We start from the raw sequence: 15,928 nt of genomic DNA, 5'->3' as shown, positions 1-15,928 counted from the left end.
CGCTGGCCCGGCTGCTGCTCGGCGCGGTGACGGAGGCCGCCGTCGCCTGCGCCGGACGCGCCGATATCGCAAGGGCGGGTGCGGAATATGCCCGTGCGTTCAGGTCGCTGGTCGAGGCGCTGCGCGTCGCTGCATGATCGTGCTAAGGGATGATTGGAAACGCCCACACCAACAAAAAGAACAGTAGCGCATGATCGCAACTTCCTCCCTGACGCCCTCCGATCCGGAATTCGACTACATCATCGTCGGTGCCGGCTCTGCGGGCTGCGTGCTCGCCAACCGGCTGTCGGCGAACGGCAAGCACAGCGTGCTGCTGCTCGAGGCAGGCCCGAAGGATTCCAACATCTGGATCCACGTGCCGCTCGGCTACGGCAAGCTGTTCAAGGAAAAGACCGTCAACTGGATGTACCAGACCGAGCCGGAGCCCGAGCTGAAGGGCCGCCAGGTGTTCCAGCCGCGCGGCAAGACGCTGGGCGGATCTAGCTCGATCAACGGTCTGCTCTATGTCCGCGGTCAGCACGAGGATTACGACAGATGGCGTCAGCGCGGCAACGCCGGCTGGGGCTATGACGACGTGCTGCCCTATTTCAAGAAGGCCGAGAACCAGTCGCGCGGCGCCGATCAATATCACGGCAGCGGTGGCCCGCTGCCGGTGTCCAACATGGTCGTGACCGATCCGCTGTCGAAGGCCTTCATCGACGCCGCGGTCGAGACCGGCCTGCCCTACAATCCTGATTTCAACGGCGCCACGCAGGAAGGTGTCGGCCTGTTCCAGACCACGACCCGCAATGGCCGCCGCGCCTCGACGGCGGTGGCCTATCTCGGCCCCGCCAAGGCCCGCGGCAATCTCAAGATCGAAACTGGCGCGCTCGGCCAGCGCGTGCTGTTCGAGGGCCGCCGCGCGGCCGGCGTTGAATACCGTCAGGGCGCCACTTTGCGCCGCGCCCGCGCGCGCAAGGAGGTCGTGCTGTCGAGCGGCGCCTACAACTCGCCGCAGCTGCTCCAGCTCTCCGGGGTCGGACCCGGCGACCTCCTGCGCAAGCACGGCATCGATGTCGTGCTGGACGCGCCCGGCGTCGGGCACGATCTCCAGGACCACATGCAGGTCCGCATCGTGATGCGCTGCTCGCAGAAGATCACGCTGAACGACACCGTCAATCATCCGCTCCGCCGCACGATGGCCGGCGCGCGCTATGCGCTGTTTCGCAAAGGCTGGCTGACGATCGCGGCCGGCACGGCGGGCGCCTTCTTCAAGACCAGTCCGCGGCTGGCCTCGCCGGACATCCAGGTCCATTTCCTGCCGTTCTCGACCGACAAGATGGGCGAGAAGCTTCATGGTTTCTCCGGCTTCACGGCGTCGGTGTGCCAGCTCCGTCCCGAAAGCCGCGGGTCCTTGCGCATCAAGAGCGCTGACCCGACAGTGCCGCCGGAGATCCGCATCAACTACATGTCGACCGAGACCGACCGCACCACCAACGTGGAAGGCCTGAAGATCCTGCGCAACATATTGCATGCACCGGCGCTGAAGCCGTTCGTGGTCGACGAGTACGATCCCGGAGCGAAGGTATCCACGGATGCCGAGCTGCTGGATTATTGCCGTGAGCGGGGCAGCACCATCTACCATCCGACCTCGACCTGTCGTATGGGCAATGATGCGCTCGCGGTGGTCGATCAGCGGCTGAAGGTGAGGGGCCTCGAAGGCCTCCGAATCGTCGACGGCTCGATCATGCCCGATCTCGTGTCGGGGAACACCAACGCGCCGATCATCATGATCGCCGAAAAGGCCTCCGACATGATATTGGAGGATGCGCGGTAAACTCGCGTCTTGAGAGGATTTGGGCTTGGCTACGCGATTCAAGATCGGCACACGCAAGAGCGCGATGGCGCTGGCACAGACGGAAGAGATCGCGCGCCGCCTGACCGCTGCCATGCCCGATCTCGACGTCGAGATCGTCAAGTTCGACACCACGGGCGATCTCGACCAGACCAGCAAGCTGCTGCCCCATGGCGGCAAGGGCGGTGCCTTCGTGGCGCAGATCCGCGCCGCCGTGCTGTCGGGCGAGCTCCATGCGGCGATGCATTCGCTGAAGGACATGCCCGGCAACGAAGACACGCCCGGCCTCGTGATCGGCGCCACGCTCTCGCGCGATCCTCCCAATGACGCACTAGTCCTGCGCAACAGCGTGACGCTGGAGGCATTGCGCCAATCGCGTGGCAAGGGTTTCAAGATCGGCACCAACGCGGTCCGCCGCGCCGCCTACGCGCGGCGATTGTTTCCCGACGTCGAGATCATCCACTTCCGCGGCGCCGCCGACACGCGCGTGCGGAAACTCGACAATGGCGAGAAGCAGCGCCTGCCGGATGGCGACGCGGTGGGGCCTGCGGACGCGCTGATCATGGCGCGGTCCGGCCTCGACCGCGTCGGCCTTTCCCATCGCGTCGGCTACGAATTCTCCGCGGCGGAAATGCTGCCGGCAGCGGGGCAGGGCATCGTCGCGGTCGAATGCGCGGCACAGGACTGGCAGACGCGTCGCATCCTCGCATCGATCGACGATCCCGCTGCTCACGCCTGCGCCGATGCCGAGCGCGAAGTGCTGTGGGTGCTGAACGGCCATTGCAATTCGCCGGTGGCGGGCTTTTCGACCATTGCGGGCGATCAGATGTCGCTCATCGCGTCCGTGCTCGATCTCTCCGGCAACACCATCATCGAAGCCTTGCGTTCGGGTCCCGCCAATCGTCCCCGCGAACTCGGCCGTGCGGTAGGACTGGATCTGCTGGCCAGGGGCGCCGCCGAGATCATCGAGCGCAGTCGGCCGCGGTAAGTTTTCCCGCAGGTTCGCAATGACGAGGGGGACAGCGCTGCGATGATGGCATCATGCGCCTGTTTTGCCCGACGGGTCAAATGTTGGCGCGACCTGATGTGATGACGGCGCACCTGATTTCGGTCCGCCCTAAGTCATTGATCGGGCGTGGCCTCTCTACTGTGCATGGGGTTGTTTTCGCACTTTTTTGTTTTCCCGCTCCCCAGGCGCAAAATAAATCAGCCCCGCACGCGCTTCAGCATCTGCTCGACATGGGCGATCGGTGTTTCCGGCTGGATGCCGTGGCCGAGATTGAAGATGAACCGCCCTTGCGCAAAATTCGCCAGCGTGTTGTCGACCGCGCGGTCGAGCGCCGCGCCGCCTGTGATCAGCACCAGCGGATCGAGATTGCCCTGAACCGCGACCTTGCTCTGCACGCGCTCGCGGATGAAGGCCGGCTCCGCGGTCCAGTCGATGCTGACCGCGTTGACGCCGGTCGCCTCGACGAACCCGGGCAGTTGCGCACCGGCACCGCGCGGAAAGCCGATAATCTTCGCGTCCGGCATCTTGGCGCGCACGCCTTCGACGATGCGCCGCGTCGGCTCGATCGACCAGCGCGCGAATTCGGCGGGTGGCAGCACGCCGGCCCAGGTGTCGAAGATCTGCAAGGCGTTGGCGCCGGCCGCAAGCTGCGCCAGCAGATATTCGATCGAGTTCTTGACCAGCACGTCGATGATAGCTGCGAACGCCTCCGGATGCCGGTAGGCCATCATCCGCGCCGGCGCCTGGTCGGGCGTGCCCTGGCCGGCGACCATGTAGGTCGCTACCGTCCACGGCGCACCGCAGAAGCCGATCAGCGCGATCCTGGGATCGAGCGCCCCGCGCACGATCTTGAGGGCCTCGAACACCGGCGCGAGCTTGCCGAAATCGGCTTGCGTCGCCAGTGTCGCGACCTTGGCGGGATCATCCAGCGGTTCGAGCCGCGGACCCTCGCCGACCTCGAAGCGCACGGAACGACCGAGCGCATAGGGGATCACCAGGATGTCGGAGAAGATGATCGCCGCATCGAAGCCGAACCTCCGGATCGGTTGCAGCGTCACCTCCGCGGCAAGCTCCGGGTTGAAGCAGAGGTCGAGGAAACCGCCGGCCCTGGCGCGCACCTCGCGATATTCCGGCAAGTAACGGCCGGCCTGCCGCATCATCCAGGCCGGCGGAACGACCTGCCGCTGGCCGGAGAGGACGTCGATGAAGGGTTTTGTCGCAGACTGGGGCACGAACGGTCCTAAAGATGGTTACGGCTCCTGATACACCGCCACGGCCCGAAGCGGAACAGGGGAACCAAGCGCAATTGGACCGCGTTGACCAGCCAACGGAGGACGAGACCATGGCTGAGACATTCAACCCCGCGCCGCATGACAAGCACGCCGACGATCTGCACGAAGCCCTCGCCGCCGACCGCCACGCCAAGCTCGACGCCGGGCTGAAGGATACCTTCCCGGCATCCGATCCCGTGAGCGCCGCCCAGCCGACGCCCTCGAAGGCCGATGCGGAGGCCGACAATCCCTCGCTCTGGGACAAGGTTAAGGCCATCTTCAGCTAGCGGCGGGTGCGCCGGATTCCGATAGGTTTGCTAATGCCTTGTTAGCGATGCGCTGAGTCCGGCGTCCGTACGACTACGGAAAACCGGGGACATCACTGCATATTTATCCCGACGTTTCAGAGTTCAATAACAGAAGCGGCAGAAGTTCCGGCGATCGGAGATTTCTGCTGCATGAGCGCTGTGACCCAAAGAGCCGGATGGAGCCGCCTGCCGCTGCGGGCAGCTGCGTTCGTGGCGCTGACCTGCGTGGCCATTCTCGGCGTCAGCGGCTGGCGGGAATGGGCGGCGCGCGACGCGGTGCTCAAGGGTGCCGAGACCGAGATGGCGAATGTTGCTCGCTCGCTGACGCAGCATGCCGAGGACAGCCTCGATCTGCTGGATTCAGGCGTCGTCGGCGTCGTCAGCCGGCTGGAGATGGACGGCGCCGAGCCGGCCACGATCGCCAAGCTCAGAACCCTGCTGGAGGCGCGCAAGAAGGCGATAGAGCGCATCCACAGCCTCGCCATCATCGACGACCGCGGCAACTGGTTGACCTCGCCCGGCACGATCGGCTCGACCCTCAACGACGACGCGTTCTTCCGTTATCACCAGCTCTCGCCGAAACGGGAGCCCCATGTCGGCCGGCCCGTGAAGAGCCTGCTCGACGGCGAATGGGTCGTCACCTTGTCGCGCCGTTTCAACAAGCTCGACGGCAGCTTCGGTGGCGTGGTGCTCGCGACCATCAGCTCGGGATATCTCTCGCATTTCTACGAACAGTTCGAGATCGGCCGCAACAGCTCGGTGGCGTTGACGCACGGCGACGGCCTGATCATCGCGCGCAACCCGAGCAACGACAGGTTCGTCGGTCGCAGCGTTGCCGATACGCCGCTGTTCCGCGACGCCAGCCTGCAGCGGCCGGGCGGCGCCTATCATTTCAAGTCGCCGCTCGACGGCGCCGACCGGGTCAGCTTCTTCAAGCGCTCTGGCCGCTATCCGCTGGTCCTGCTCGCCACCGTCGATAAGGCCGAACTGCTGGCGCCCTGGCGCTCTGCGGCGACCTCTCGCATGCTCTACGTGCTCGCGCTGGTCATGCTGATCGCGATCATTGGTGCGGTGCTGGTGCGGCAGTTGCAACGGGGCCAGAGCATGGCGGCCGCGCTGGTCGAGAAAGAAGCGCATTTCCGACTTCTTGCCGAAGGCTCCAGCGACATGGTCACGCGGATCGGCCTCGACGAGCGGTTGCGCTATGTCTCGCCATCGTCGATTGGCGTCGTCGGCTGGCGCGCCAATCAGCTGATCGGTACCCTCGCGCTCGCCGGCATTCACGCGGACGACCGGCCGCAGGTGCAGGCTCTCGTCGACGCCATGAAACGCGGCGAGAAGGAGGAGGTGCGCGTCACCTATCGCAACGCGCACCGGCAGAACGCCGAAGTCTGGCTCGAATCGACCATGCGGGTGACCCGCAAGGAGAATGGCCGCGTCGACGGCGTGGTCGCGATCTCGCGCGACATCACCGAGCAGAAGAAGCTCGAGACCCGGCTGGAAACGCTCGCGATCGAGGACAGCCTCACCGGGCTCGCCAATCGCCGCCGCTTCGATGAACGATTGAAGGAGGAGTGGGCGCGTGCCTATCGCGAGCGCTCAAGCCTCTCTTTGCTGATGATCGACGTCGACCACTTCAAGTCTTACAACGACGAATACGGCCATCCCGCCGGCGATGCCTGCCTCCGGCAGGTAGCCCAGATCATCGCCGCCGAGATGCATCGTTCCGGCGATCTGGCGGCGCGCTACGGCGGCGAGGAGTTCGCCATGCTGCTGCCGAACACCGACGCTGCGGGCTGTGCCCTGATCGGCGACCGGATTCGACGGGCGATCCGTGATGCGGGCCTGGTTCACACCAGCAACCATGTGGCTGGCTGCGTCACCGCTTCGCTCGGCGGTGCTGCTTGCCGGCCGGCGCTGGAGCGCACCGCCGGCGTAGTCTCGCTGATCGAGGCCGCCGACCAGGCGCTCTATGCCTCCAAGGAGGCCGGGCGCAACCGGCTGATGATGTCGGGCGAGGTGAGCAACCTCCTGCTCAAGGCGTCCGGTCAGTAACCCCGCTCAATAATGCGGCGGACGCTCATTGGCGGCTCCCGGCGCATTCGCCTCGGCCTCCTGCAGCCGCTCGCCGAGCTCTGCGATTCTCCGCGTCAGCGCGTCGATCTGCTTCCACTGCGCGGTGATGGTCTGGTTCAGCGTCTCGATCGCGTCGTCCTGATAGGCGAGGCGCGTCTCCAGCGTGTCGATGCGCTCGCCGAGCGTCTTGATCTCATTCGTCACGTGCCGCGTCCTTGTCCCGTTCGCGCAATCCACATTCTTGCAAACCAAGTTGTTGCAAACCAAGTTGCTGCAAACCATGGCCGAGCGCGACGCGCTCGTCGAACACGAAGCATTCGCCGCGCCAGCGGCTCTCGGCCTCCGGCACCTCTTCCAGATATTTGAGAATGCCGCCCTTGAGGTGATAGACCTCGGCAAAGCCGCGCGCGAGCAAATGCGCGCTCGCCTTCTCGCAGCGGATGCCGCCGGTGCAGAACATCGCGATTTTGCGGTGTTTGGCGGGATCGAGCTGCTCAGCCGCAAAATCCTTGAACTGGCCAAAACTCCTGATGCCCGGATCGAGCGCGCCGTCGAACGTCCCCATCGCCACCTCGAAGGCGTTCCTGGTGTCGAGCACCAGCGTGTCGGGCGCCGCGATGAGCGCGTTCCATTCGCTCGCATTGACATAGGTGCCGACCTGCCGCGTCGGATCGGCGGTTTCGTCACCGAGCGTGACGATCTCCTTTTTCAGCCGCACCTTGAGCCGGCCGAACGGCATTGTCTCGGCGGTCGAGAACTTCAGTTCGAGATTGTTCAACCTGCCGCTGAACATGTCGCCGTGCGCGAGCTCATGGGTGAGCGCTTCGATCGCCTCGCCCGGGCCCGCGACGGTGCCGTTGATGCCCTCCTGCGCGAGCAGCACGCTGCCCTTCAACGCCAGGCCGACGCAGAACGCGCGCAGCGGCTCGCGCAGCTCGCGGTAATCGGGCAGGGCGGCGAATTGGTAGAAGGCGGCGACCTTGCAAATCATGGCGCCCGTTTAGCAGGCGGAGCCAGCCCGGAAAACCCGCAACGAGCAGCTCTATTCCCAGCGGATGGCAGCCATTTCCCTGGCATGCCAGCATTGCCCCGGCCGGCCGGAATGTGTCATGTAGGCCCGGTTTTCCGAGCCGGTGCGCCATCCGCGCCATCCGCCCAATGAGAGCAAAGATTCGATGAGAAACTTCCATTTCCCCGGCAGGTCCACGGTCCACGCCACCAACGCGATGGTGGCGACCTCGCATCCGCAGGCGTCGCTCGCCGCGATCGAGGTGCTGCGCGAGGGCGGCACGGCGGTGGACGCGGCCGTCGCGGGTTCGGCCATTCTCGGCGTGATCGAGCCGCAATCGACCGGCATCGGCGGCGACTGCTTTGCGCTGATCCAGCCGCGCGGCGAGGGCAAGATCATCGCCTATAACGGCTCGGGGCGCGCGCCGAAGGCGGCGAACGCCGACTGGTATCTCGAGCGCAAGATCAACTCCGTGCCGCTGACCTCGGCGCATGCGGTCTCGATCCCCGGCGTGATAGACGCCTTTGCGACCGTTTTGCGCGATCACGGCAAGTTCGGCTTCGACCGGCTGCTGCAGCCCGCGATCAAGGCGGCCGAGGAAGGCTACGTCGTCGCCCCTCGCATCGCCTTCGACTGGAAGAACCAGTTCGAGAAGTTGAAGGGTGGCACCAACACCGAGCGCTATCTGCTGCCGCACGGCAAGCCGCCGGTGGCCGGCGACGTCATCCGCCAGGCCGAGCTCGGCAAGACGCTGCGGGCGATCGGCAAGGACGGCCGCGACGCCTTCTACAAGGGCCCGATCGCGGAAGACATGGTGGAGACCCTGCGCGGAATCGGCGGCCTGCACACGCTCGACGATTTCGCCGCGCACACCACCGAGACGACGACGCCGATCGGCACCATGTACAAGGGCTACGACGTCTGGCAGTGCCCGCCGAACGGACCCGGCCTCACCATGCTGCTGATGTTGAACATCCTGTCGCGGTTCGACCTGACGAAATACGCGCCGCTCAGCATCGAGCGCTTCCACCTCGAAGCCGAGGCCGCGCGCATCGCCTACATGCATCGCGAGCTGCATGTCGCCGATCCCGAGCATATGCAGGTCGAGGTCGCCAAGATCCTCGCCAAGGAATACTGCAACGAGCACATCGACAAGATCCGCATGGACGGCATGCTCGACCTGCCGAACGTCGCGCCGCCGATGAATCCCTCGACCATCTACATCACTGTCGTGGACAAGGACCGCAACGTCTGCTCGTTCATCAACTCGGTCGCGCATTCCTTCGGCTCGGCGATCGTCTCGAACAAGACCGGGGTTCTGCTCCAGAACCGCGCGGGCGGCTTCCGCATCCAGCCCGGCCATCCGAATTGCATCGCCGGCGGCAAGCGCCCGCTGCACACGATCATGCCGAGCCTGCTCACCAAGGGCGGCCGTTCCGTGATGCCATTCGCGGTGATGGGCGGACAGTATCAGCCGGTTGGCCAGACCCATGTGGTGACCAACATCGTCGATTATGGCTGCGACGTGCAGGAGGCGATCGATATGCCGCGCGGCCTGCACTACGAAGGCCAATACCAGCTCGAGGACAGCGTGCCGGCCAATATCGTCGAAGGCCTGAAGAAGCTCGGCCACAAGACCACCAGCGTCGTCAGTCCGCTCGGCGGCGCGCAGGCGATCTGGATCGACTGGGACAAGGGCACGCTCACCGGCGGTTCCGATCCGCGCAAGGATGGTTGCGCGCTCGGATATTGACCCCCGCGGGACGGAGTTCCCCGCGCAAGATCAGGAAAAGTTGACGCAGAGGCGACGCGGCATTTGCTGCGTCGCCCTTTCTCGTTCGGAACGGAGTTCATTGCTTCAGGTTAAGGGCCGATGAGCGGTGCAGGCGTGCGCTGCTTTTGCTCCAAGCGGCGGAGGCCCTCCCATGTCGGAAAAACCAGGTTCAGGACCGTCCGGGTTCGATCGGCGCGCGTTCATGGCCGGCGCCGCCGGCACTGCGCTGGTCCCCATGACGGCGCGCGCGGCCGCGCAGGATGCGAGCGCGTCGACCGCTCAGGATCCGGTGCTCCCTGTCGATGTCACGCTGCGGGTCAATGGCAAGGACAAGCGCCTGCACATCGACGCGCGCACGACGGTGCTCGACGCGCTGCGGGAGCATCTCAAGCTCACCGGCAGCAAAAAGGGCTGCGACCACGGCCAATGTGGTGCCTGCACGGTCCTGATCGACGATCGACGCGTGGTGTCGTGCCTGACGCTCGCGCTGGCGGCCGAGGGGCAGGAGATCACCACGATCGAAGGCCTTGCCACCGACGATCATCTGCATCCGATGCAGCAGGCCTTCGTCGACAACGACGCGTTTCAATGCGGCTATTGTACGCCGGGCCAGATCATGTCCGCCGTGGCCTGCGTCAAGGAGGGGCATGCGGGCAGCGAGGCCGACATCCGCGAATACATGAGCGGCAACATCTGCCGCTGCGCCGCCTACCCCAATATCGTCGCCGCCGTGAAGCAGGCCGCGCCCGAGATCATGAAAGGCTAGGCGCATGCGACCGTTTTCGTATCAAAGGGCAACAGACCCCGACATGGCCGTGCAGGTGCTCAGCGCTGCCGCGGCCGCGAACAATCCGCTGACCAAGGCTACGGCGCAGCCGCTCGCGGGCGGCACCACGCTGATCGACCTGATGAAGCTGGACGTGATGCGGCCCGCGGCGATTGTCGATATCAGTCCGCTGGCGCGGGGCTGGTCGGCGATCGAGCCCGGCAGTGACGGCTTACGGCTGGGCGCGCTCGCCAAGATGTCCGACGTGGCCGCGCATGCCGAGATCCAGCGCAACTACCCGGTGATCGCGAATTCCCTGAAGCTCGCCGCCAGCGCCCAGCTGCGCAACATGGCGACGCTCGGCGGCAATGTGATGCAGCGAACGCGTTGCAGCTATTTCCGTGATGTCTCCTATGAGAATTGCAACAAGCGCAATCCTGGCTCGGGCTGTGCCGCCATGGATGGCGTCAATCGCATGCATGCGGTGCTGGGTACGTCCGATCAGTGCATCGCGACCTATCCCGGCGATTTTGCCCAGGCGCTGATCGCGCTCGATGCGATGGTCGAGATCACCAGCAAGTCCGGCACGCGCAACCTGCCGTTCGCAGATTTGCACAAGGCACCCGGCAGGACGCCCGAGATCGAGACCACACTTCGGCCCGATGAGCTGATCTCTGCGTTCTCCATTCACGGCCGCTGGCCGCGCTCGGTATATCTCAAGGCGCGCGACCGGCAGTCCTACGAGTTCGCGCTGTCGTCGGCTGCGGTCGCGCTCGACGTGCAGGACGGCACGATCAGGGACGCGCGTGTCGCGCTCGGCGGCGTCGCCACCGTGCCGTGGCGGGCCCGCGAGGCGGAGGCGCTGCTGAAGGGACAGAAATTCGACGACGGTCTGACGAAGCGTGTGGCCGATGCCGCGTTTGCGGACGCCAGGGGCCGCCGGCACAACAGCTTCAAGATCGCGCTCGGCAAGCGCGTGGTGGCGCGCGCGCTCCAGCAGGCCGTAACGATGGAGATCTGATCATGACCGCTGCAGCTCCCGAGCCGAAAGCAAACATGGGCCGGCCCGTGCCGCGCTATGATGCGGCCGCAAAGGTCACGGGCCGGGCGACATATGCGTCCGACATGCCGCTCGACAATCCTGCCTACGCATTCCTGGTCACCAGCGCCATCGCCAAGGGCCGCATCGACAGTTTCGATCTCGACGATGCCAGGCGGGTCCGCGGCGTGATCGACATCGTCACGCACGAGAACGTCCCGAAGCTGAAGGAATCGAAACTGTTCAGCAATGGCGGCTATGCCGGCACCACGATCCAGCCGCTGAAATCGGCCGACATCGCCCATGACGGCCAGATCATCGCCGTCGTCATCGCCGAGAGTTACGAGGCGGCGCGCGAGGCCGCCAATCGCGTCAAGGTCAGCTACACGGCCGTAATGCCGAGTGCGAGCTTCGACTCGCCGGGGACCACCACGGCAGCGGCAAAGGGACAGAATGCACAATTCAAGGAAGACCCGGAGGTCGGCGATTTCGCCAAGGCGTTCGACGCGGCCGAGGTCAAGCTCACCGCCTCCTATGAAACGCCGACCCAGCACCACAATCCGATGGAGCTGTTTACGACGAGCTGCGCCTGGATGGGCGACGAGCTCGTCATCTACGAGGGCAGCCAGTATGTCTACGGCCTGAAGAACGGTGTCGCCGAGCAGCTCGGCATCGACGCCGACAAGGTCCGTGTCGTCAATCCCTATGTCGGCGGCGGCTTTGGTTCGCGCGGCTCGATGACGCCGCGGACCGCCATCATCGCCAGCATTGCCAAACGCCTGAACCGGCCGATCAAGCTGGTGCCGACCCGCGACCAGGGTTTCACCATCGCCACCCATCGCGCCGAGACGCGCCATGCGATCAAGCTTGGTGCGGGACGGGACGGCAAGCTGGTGGCCTTGAGGCACGACGGCGCGGAGGTTTCGTCGCGTCCGGATGCCTATTGCGTCGGCGGCACCAAGACCACGACGCGGCTCTATGCCTGCCCGAACGTCGCCAGTCTGGTCTCGATCGTGCGCGCCGACCGCAACACGCCGGGCTTCATGCGTTCACCGCCGGAGGTGCCGTATCTCTTCGCGCTGGAGAGCGCGATGGACGAGCTCGCGGTGAAGCTGAACATGGACCCCGTCGAGCTCCGCCGCATCAACGACACCACCGTCGAGCCGATCGGCGGCAAGCCCTATACATCGCGGTCATTGATGGCGTGCTTCGACGAGGCCGCGAAGGCGTTCGGCTGGTCGCAGCGTTCGCCGCAGCCGAAATCGATGTCGGACGGCGACTGGCTGGTCGGCTATGGCTGTGCCGCCACCTGCTATCCGACGCAGATGGCGCCCTCTGCCGCGCGCGTTCGCCTCCAGCGTGACGGCCGTACCCGGGTCGAGATCGCCGGTCACGAGATCGGCACCGGTGCGTATACCGTCATCGCCCAGACCGCGGCCGAGCGGCTCGGCGTACCCCTGGAGAAGGTCGCGGTCTTTCTGGGTGACAGCGATCTGCCGCCGGCGCCTGTTGCCGGCGGTTCGAACTCGACTGCCAGCACCTGCTCGGCGGTGATGATGGTGTGCGACCGGATTCGCCAAAGGCTGTTCAAGGCCGTGATGCCGAGCGACAGTCTCGCCGACAAGGCCAAGGAGACTGTCGGCATCAGCCAGGCGCCGAGCACGCAGGCCGCGCAGAGCGATCGTCCACTCGATCTCGAGAAGGCCTTCGACGCGCTCGGCGTCGGTATCGTCGAGGAATATGGCGAGTGGAAGCCCGAAGGCGCGCCGCTGGATTCCTTCACGGCGATGCACAACGGGCACGCGCGGCTCGTCGGTGGCCATCAGATGAAGGACAAGATCGCCTATGCCTTCGGTGCCGAGTTCGTCGAGGTCCGCATCAACCGCTTTACCCATGAAATCCGCTGCCCCCGGCTGGTCGGAGCGTTCGCGGCGGGCCGCATCATGAATCCGCGCACGGCGCGCAGCCAGCTCATGGGCGGCCTGATCTGGGGCATGTCCTCGGCGCTGCTGGAGGCCACCGAGATCGACGAGCGCAATGCGCGCTACGTCAACGACAATCTTGCCGACTATCTGGTGCCCGTGAATGCCGACGTGCCCGGCGTCGAGGTGATTCTGCTTTCCGAGCAGGACGATCACATCAACCCGGCAGGCGTGAAGGGTCTCGGCGAGCTCGCCAATGTCGGCACCAATGCGGCGATCTGCAATGCGATCTATCACGCCACGGGCCAGCGCATCCGCAAGCTGCCCGTGCGGCTCGAAAATATCGAGGTGTGAGGGGTGGAAACGGCGTCGGCGTTGCGCTAGACACCTTGCGCCTCAAACGGAAGGTCTCTTATGCAGCGTTTACAGCGCGTGCTCCTCGCCATCATGTCGGCACTCGCGATCACCGTGATCGCCGGCGTGTCCGATTTCGTTTCCACCACGGCCTCGGCCCAGACCGCAGGGAAGACCATGACCACAGCTTCAGGTTTGCAGATCACCGACAGCGTCGCCGGCACCGGCGCTTCACCCAAGCCCGGCCAGATCTGCGTGATGCACTACACCGGCTGGCTCTACGAGAACGGCCAGAAGGGCAAGAAATTCGACTCGTCGGTCGACCGCAACGAGCCGTTCGAATTCCCGATCGGCAAGGGCCGCGTCATCGCCGGCTGGGACGAGGGCGTTGCCTCCATGAAGGTCGGCGGCAAGCGGACGCTGATCATTCCACCGCAACTCGGCTATGGCGCCCGCGGCGCAGGCGGCGTGATCCCGCCGAACGCGACGCTGATGTTCGACGTGGAATTGCTCGGGGTGAAGTAAGCCCGCAAACAAAAAAGACCGGCCTCTCGGCCGGTCTTTTCGCTTTCAATGCGACGGTGTCATCTCGTCTTATTCCGTCGCGCGCTTGGCTGCGGCCGCGGCGCGATCGACCGCGTCCTTCGCGGCATCCTTGGCGTCGCCCATGGCCTGCTGGCCCTTGCCCTTCACTTCCTGGACCGCACCTTCACCTTTCAGGCGCTCGGACCCGGTGGCTTCACCGACGCCCTGCTTGGCCTTGCCCATTGCCTCGTTTGCGGTGCCCTTGATCTTGTCGGTCGTGCTACCCATGAAACTCTCCTCGCGTTTTGCTCGCTAGGACAACGTCCGACGGCTATGAGGGTTCCGATTTTGTTATGGCTCGATGTCGCGGCTTTGGGTTAGTTTGCCGCACACGGAACCAACAGAAAGCAAGTCTCATGACCGGCCATGACCATTCGCATTCCCACCATGACCACGATCACGACGATCGCTGGAAACATGACGGCGTGCGCGTCATTCCCGGCAACCAGCTCGATACCAATGTGCCGTCGACGGCGGGCATGGACCGCGCGGCCGCGATCAATTTCGCGCGCGTCGGTGCGCAGAAATTGTGGGCGGGCACGGTCAGCATCAAGCCCGACGCCAAGACCGGCGCGCATCACCATGGCCATCTCGAAAGCGTCATCTACGTGGTGAGGGGCAAGGCGCGGATGCGCTGGGGCGAGAGCCTGCAATTCACCGCGGAAGCCGGCCCCGGCGACTTCATTTTCGTCCCGCCCTATGTGCCGCATCAGGAGATCAACGCCAGCCCGGACGAGGTGCTGGAATGCGTCCTGGTGCGCAGCGATGGCGAGGCGGTCGCGGTCAACCTCGACATCGAGCCGGTCGAGAAGCCCGAGACCGTGCTGTGGGTCGATCCCATTCACCGCGACCCGAACGAGAAGAAGTGAGGAGCGCCTGAAAGCCAGCGGGTTCTGTGCGACAGAACCTCGCAGGTAAGGGTCCAAAAAAAGATCCGGAAGCCGTGTCGGATCGCCGCTTGGCCGTCCGTCCTTGGGCAGAACCCCGCCCAAGGAGCTCCGATGCCCAGGATGATTTTCCTCAATCTGCCTGTGACCGACCTCAAGCGCGCCACTGCCTTTTACGAGGCGGTCGGTGCGACCAGGAACCCGCAATTCAGCGACGACACGGCGAGCTGCATGGTCTTTTCCGAGACCATCTACGCGATGCTGACGACCCACGAAAAATTCCGTCAGTTCACGCCGAAGCCGATCTCGGATGCAAAGACCTCAAACCAGGCGCTGTTCTGCCTGTCCGCGGACAGCCGGACCGAGGTCGACGATATCGTCAGCAGGGCCGGGGCTGCAGGCGGGGTCGCCGATCCCAGCCCGAAGGACGAATACAGTTTCATGTACGGCCGCAGCTTCGAGGATCCGGACGGCCACATGTGGGGCGTGAACTGGATGGACATGGGAGCCTTCGCGGCGCAGTCCGACATGGCGAACGCCTGATCTAAGCCCACGACACCAAGAATCTGAAGAGGAGCATTCACGATGTCCAAGCTCGTGCCCTGCATGTGGTTCAACGGCGATGCCGAGGAAGCCGCGAAGTTCTACGTCTCGCTCGTGCCGAATTCGGCGATCACGCATGTTCAGCGCAACGTTTCAGATGGCCCGTCCGGCAAGGAAGGCTCCGTGCTCGTCGTCGAGTTCTCGGTGGCGGGACAGTCCTTGGTCGCGCTCAACGGCGGCATGAAAATGGAATACACCCACGCGATCTCGCTGATGATCCATTGCGACGATCAGGCCCAGGTCGACAGCGTCTGGAATGCGTTCCTGGCCCATGGCGGCAAGGAAGAGCAGTGCGGCTGGCTCAGGGATCGCTGGGGCGTGGCTTGGCAGGTCGTGCCGAAGGTGATGTTCGAATTCCTCTCCAGCCCCGACAAGGCGGCTGCCGCACGCGCTATGCAGGCCATGATGAAGATGGTCAAGCTGGACGTGGAAACCTTGCGCCGCGCGTTCGAGGGCAAGTCGGCGGCGTGAAGGGCGTGCCCTTGCCGCAT

At 64.9% G+C, this 15,928-nt stretch carries 16 protein-coding genes and 1 pseudogene; 13 read left to right on the top strand and 4 right to left on the bottom strand.

All coding sequences use genetic code 11. The features are described 5' to 3' along the window. The 3 genes and pseudogenes from IVB47_RS35585 to hemC form a co-directional block, all read left to right on the top strand. A pseudogene (locus IVB47_RS35585) lies at positions 1 to 137 on the top strand (TetR/AcrR family transcriptional regulator); the annotation flags it as partial. 53 nt (positions 138 to 190) lie between these two features. After that, positions 191 to 1,816 (top strand): choline dehydrogenase, encoded by a 1,626-nt coding sequence (locus tag IVB47_RS28785; RefSeq protein WP_027568502.1) that lies wholly within the window; start codon positions 191 to 193, stop codon positions 1,814 to 1,816. 25 nt (positions 1,817 to 1,841) lie between these two features. Further along, positions 1,842 to 2,822 (top strand): hydroxymethylbilane synthase, encoded by a 981-nt coding sequence (hemC, locus tag IVB47_RS28780; RefSeq protein WP_247466347.1) that lies wholly within the window; start codon positions 1,842 to 1,844, stop codon positions 2,820 to 2,822. 218 nt (positions 2,823 to 3,040) lie between these two features. On the opposite strand, the gene hemE is transcribed toward hemC, so the two are convergent. Continuing rightward, positions 3,041 to 4,075, bottom strand: coding sequence for a uroporphyrinogen decarboxylase (gene hemE / locus IVB47_RS28775; RefSeq protein ID WP_247466345.1), 1,035 nt, complete (start codon positions 4,073 to 4,075; stop codon positions 3,041 to 3,043). Between the two features lie 110 nt (positions 4,076 to 4,185). On the opposite strand from hemE, the gene IVB47_RS28770 reads away from it, so the two are divergent. Further along, the gene (locus tag IVB47_RS28770) at positions 4,186 to 4,401 is read left to right on the top strand and encodes a hypothetical protein (RefSeq protein ID WP_007595236.1); all 216 of its coding nucleotides are present in this window, start codon (positions 4,186 to 4,188) and stop codon (positions 4,399 to 4,401) included. Between the two features lie 171 nt (positions 4,402 to 4,572). Continuing rightward, on the top strand, positions 4,573 to 6,477 hold the full coding sequence (locus IVB47_RS28765) for a diguanylate cyclase (protein WP_247466342.1): 1,905 nt from the start codon (positions 4,573 to 4,575) through the stop codon (positions 6,475 to 6,477). A gap of 6 nt (positions 6,478 to 6,483) precedes the next feature. Here IVB47_RS28765 and IVB47_RS28760 read toward each other — a convergent pair whose 3' ends face one another. Next, entirely contained in the window at positions 6,484 to 6,702 is a 219-nt protein-coding gene (locus IVB47_RS28760; RefSeq protein ID WP_007606917.1) for a SlyX family protein, read from the bottom strand. Next, positions 6,692 to 7,489, bottom strand: coding sequence for a rhodanese-related sulfurtransferase (locus IVB47_RS28755; RefSeq protein WP_247466340.1), 798 nt, complete (start codon positions 7,487 to 7,489; stop codon positions 6,692 to 6,694). The genes IVB47_RS28760 and IVB47_RS28755 overlap by 11 nt, the downstream gene beginning before the upstream one ends. 184 nt (positions 7,490 to 7,673) lie before the next feature. Here IVB47_RS28755 and ggt point away from each other — a divergent pair, with 184 nt between their 5' ends. The 5 genes from ggt (at position 7,674) to IVB47_RS28730 (ending at position 13,887) form a co-directional block, all read left to right on the top strand. Further along, positions 7,674 to 9,260, top strand: coding sequence for a gamma-glutamyltransferase (gene ggt, locus IVB47_RS28750; protein ID WP_247466337.1), 1,587 nt, complete (start codon positions 7,674 to 7,676; stop codon positions 9,258 to 9,260). Between the two features lie 223 nt (positions 9,261 to 9,483). Continuing rightward, positions 9,484 to 10,047, top strand: coding sequence for a (2Fe-2S)-binding protein (locus IVB47_RS28745; protein WP_245287830.1), 564 nt, complete (start codon positions 9,484 to 9,486; stop codon positions 10,045 to 10,047). Between the two features lie 4 nt (positions 10,048 to 10,051). Further along, positions 10,052 to 11,068: a xanthine dehydrogenase family protein subunit M gene (locus IVB47_RS28740; RefSeq protein ID WP_247466334.1), complete on the top strand. Its 1,017-nt coding sequence runs from the start codon at positions 10,052 to 10,054 to the stop codon at positions 11,066 to 11,068. Positions 11,069 to 11,070: 2 nt separating this feature from the next. After that, the gene (locus IVB47_RS28735) at positions 11,071 to 13,362 is read left to right on the top strand and encodes a xanthine dehydrogenase family protein molybdopterin-binding subunit (protein WP_247466331.1); all 2,292 of its coding nucleotides are present in this window, start codon (positions 11,071 to 11,073) and stop codon (positions 13,360 to 13,362) included. A 60-nt stretch (positions 13,363 to 13,422) separates the two neighbouring features. Next, on the top strand, positions 13,423 to 13,887 hold the full coding sequence (locus tag IVB47_RS28730; protein ID WP_007606926.1) for an FKBP-type peptidyl-prolyl cis-trans isomerase: 465 nt from the start codon (positions 13,423 to 13,425) through the stop codon (positions 13,885 to 13,887). A gap of 69 nt (positions 13,888 to 13,956) precedes the next feature. On the opposite strand, the gene IVB47_RS28725 is transcribed toward IVB47_RS28730, so the two are convergent. Beyond that, positions 13,957 to 14,175: a CsbD family protein gene (locus tag IVB47_RS28725; protein ID WP_007606928.1), complete on the bottom strand. Its 219-nt coding sequence runs from the start codon at positions 14,173 to 14,175 to the stop codon at positions 13,957 to 13,959. Between the two features lie 128 nt (positions 14,176 to 14,303). On the opposite strand from IVB47_RS28725, the gene IVB47_RS28720 reads away from it, so the two are divergent. The 3 genes from IVB47_RS28720 (at position 14,304) to IVB47_RS28710 (ending at position 15,908) form a co-directional block, all read left to right on the top strand. Further along, entirely contained in the window at positions 14,304 to 14,816 is a 513-nt protein-coding gene (locus IVB47_RS28720; protein ID WP_247399960.1) for a cupin domain-containing protein, read from the top strand. A 132-nt stretch (positions 14,817 to 14,948) separates the two neighbouring features. Next, entirely contained in the window at positions 14,949 to 15,377 is a 429-nt protein-coding gene (locus IVB47_RS28715; RefSeq protein WP_247466328.1) for a VOC family protein, read from the top strand. Positions 15,378 to 15,419: 42 nt separating this feature from the next. After that, positions 15,420 to 15,908: a VOC family protein gene (locus IVB47_RS28710; RefSeq protein ID WP_027568513.1), complete on the top strand. Its 489-nt coding sequence runs from the start codon at positions 15,420 to 15,422 to the stop codon at positions 15,906 to 15,908. Positions 15,909 to 15,928 lie beyond the last annotated feature (20 nt).

It is taken from the genome of Bradyrhizobium sp. 62, from assembly GCF_023073035.1.
Lineage (GTDB): Bacteria > Pseudomonadota > Alphaproteobacteria > Rhizobiales > Xanthobacteraceae > Bradyrhizobium.
This window is presented reverse-complemented; position numbering and strand designations above follow the sequence as displayed.

Excerpts from the sequence above, each read along its gene's own strand:
- IVB47_RS28770 (WP_007595236.1), top strand. The coding sequence starts at position 4,186 with ATGGCTGAGACATTCAACCCCGCGCCGCATGACAAGCACGCCGACGAT.
- IVB47_RS28755 (WP_247466340.1), bottom strand. The coding sequence starts at position 7,489 with ATGATTTGCAAGGTCGCCGCCTTCTACCAATTCGCCGCCCTGCCCGAT.
- IVB47_RS28740 (WP_247466334.1), top strand. The coding sequence starts at position 10,052 with ATGCGACCGTTTTCGTATCAAAGGGCAACAGACCCCGACATGGCCGTG.
- IVB47_RS28720 (WP_247399960.1), top strand. The coding sequence starts at position 14,304 with ATGACCGGCCATGACCATTCGCATTCCCACCATGACCACGATCACGAC.
- IVB47_RS28785 (WP_027568502.1), top strand. The coding sequence starts at position 191 with ATGATCGCAACTTCCTCCCTGACGCCCTCCGATCCGGAATTCGACTAC.
- IVB47_RS28710 (WP_027568513.1), top strand. The coding sequence starts at position 15,420 with ATGTCCAAGCTCGTGCCCTGCATGTGGTTCAACGGCGATGCCGAGGAA.
- IVB47_RS28715 (WP_247466328.1), top strand. The coding sequence starts at position 14,949 with ATGCCCAGGATGATTTTCCTCAATCTGCCTGTGACCGACCTCAAGCGC.
- IVB47_RS28765 (WP_247466342.1), top strand. The coding sequence starts at position 4,573 with ATGAGCGCTGTGACCCAAAGAGCCGGATGGAGCCGCCTGCCGCTGCGG.
- IVB47_RS28735 (WP_247466331.1), top strand. The coding sequence starts at position 11,071 with ATGACCGCTGCAGCTCCCGAGCCGAAAGCAAACATGGGCCGGCCCGTG.
- ggt (WP_247466337.1), top strand. The coding sequence starts at position 7,674 with ATGAGAAACTTCCATTTCCCCGGCAGGTCCACGGTCCACGCCACCAAC.
- IVB47_RS28725 (WP_007606928.1), bottom strand. The coding sequence starts at position 14,175 with ATGGGTAGCACGACCGACAAGATCAAGGGCACCGCAAACGAGGCAATG.
- IVB47_RS28745 (WP_245287830.1), top strand. The coding sequence starts at position 9,484 with ATGGCCGGCGCCGCCGGCACTGCGCTGGTCCCCATGACGGCGCGCGCG.
- IVB47_RS28730 (WP_007606926.1), top strand. The coding sequence starts at position 13,423 with ATGCAGCGTTTACAGCGCGTGCTCCTCGCCATCATGTCGGCACTCGCG.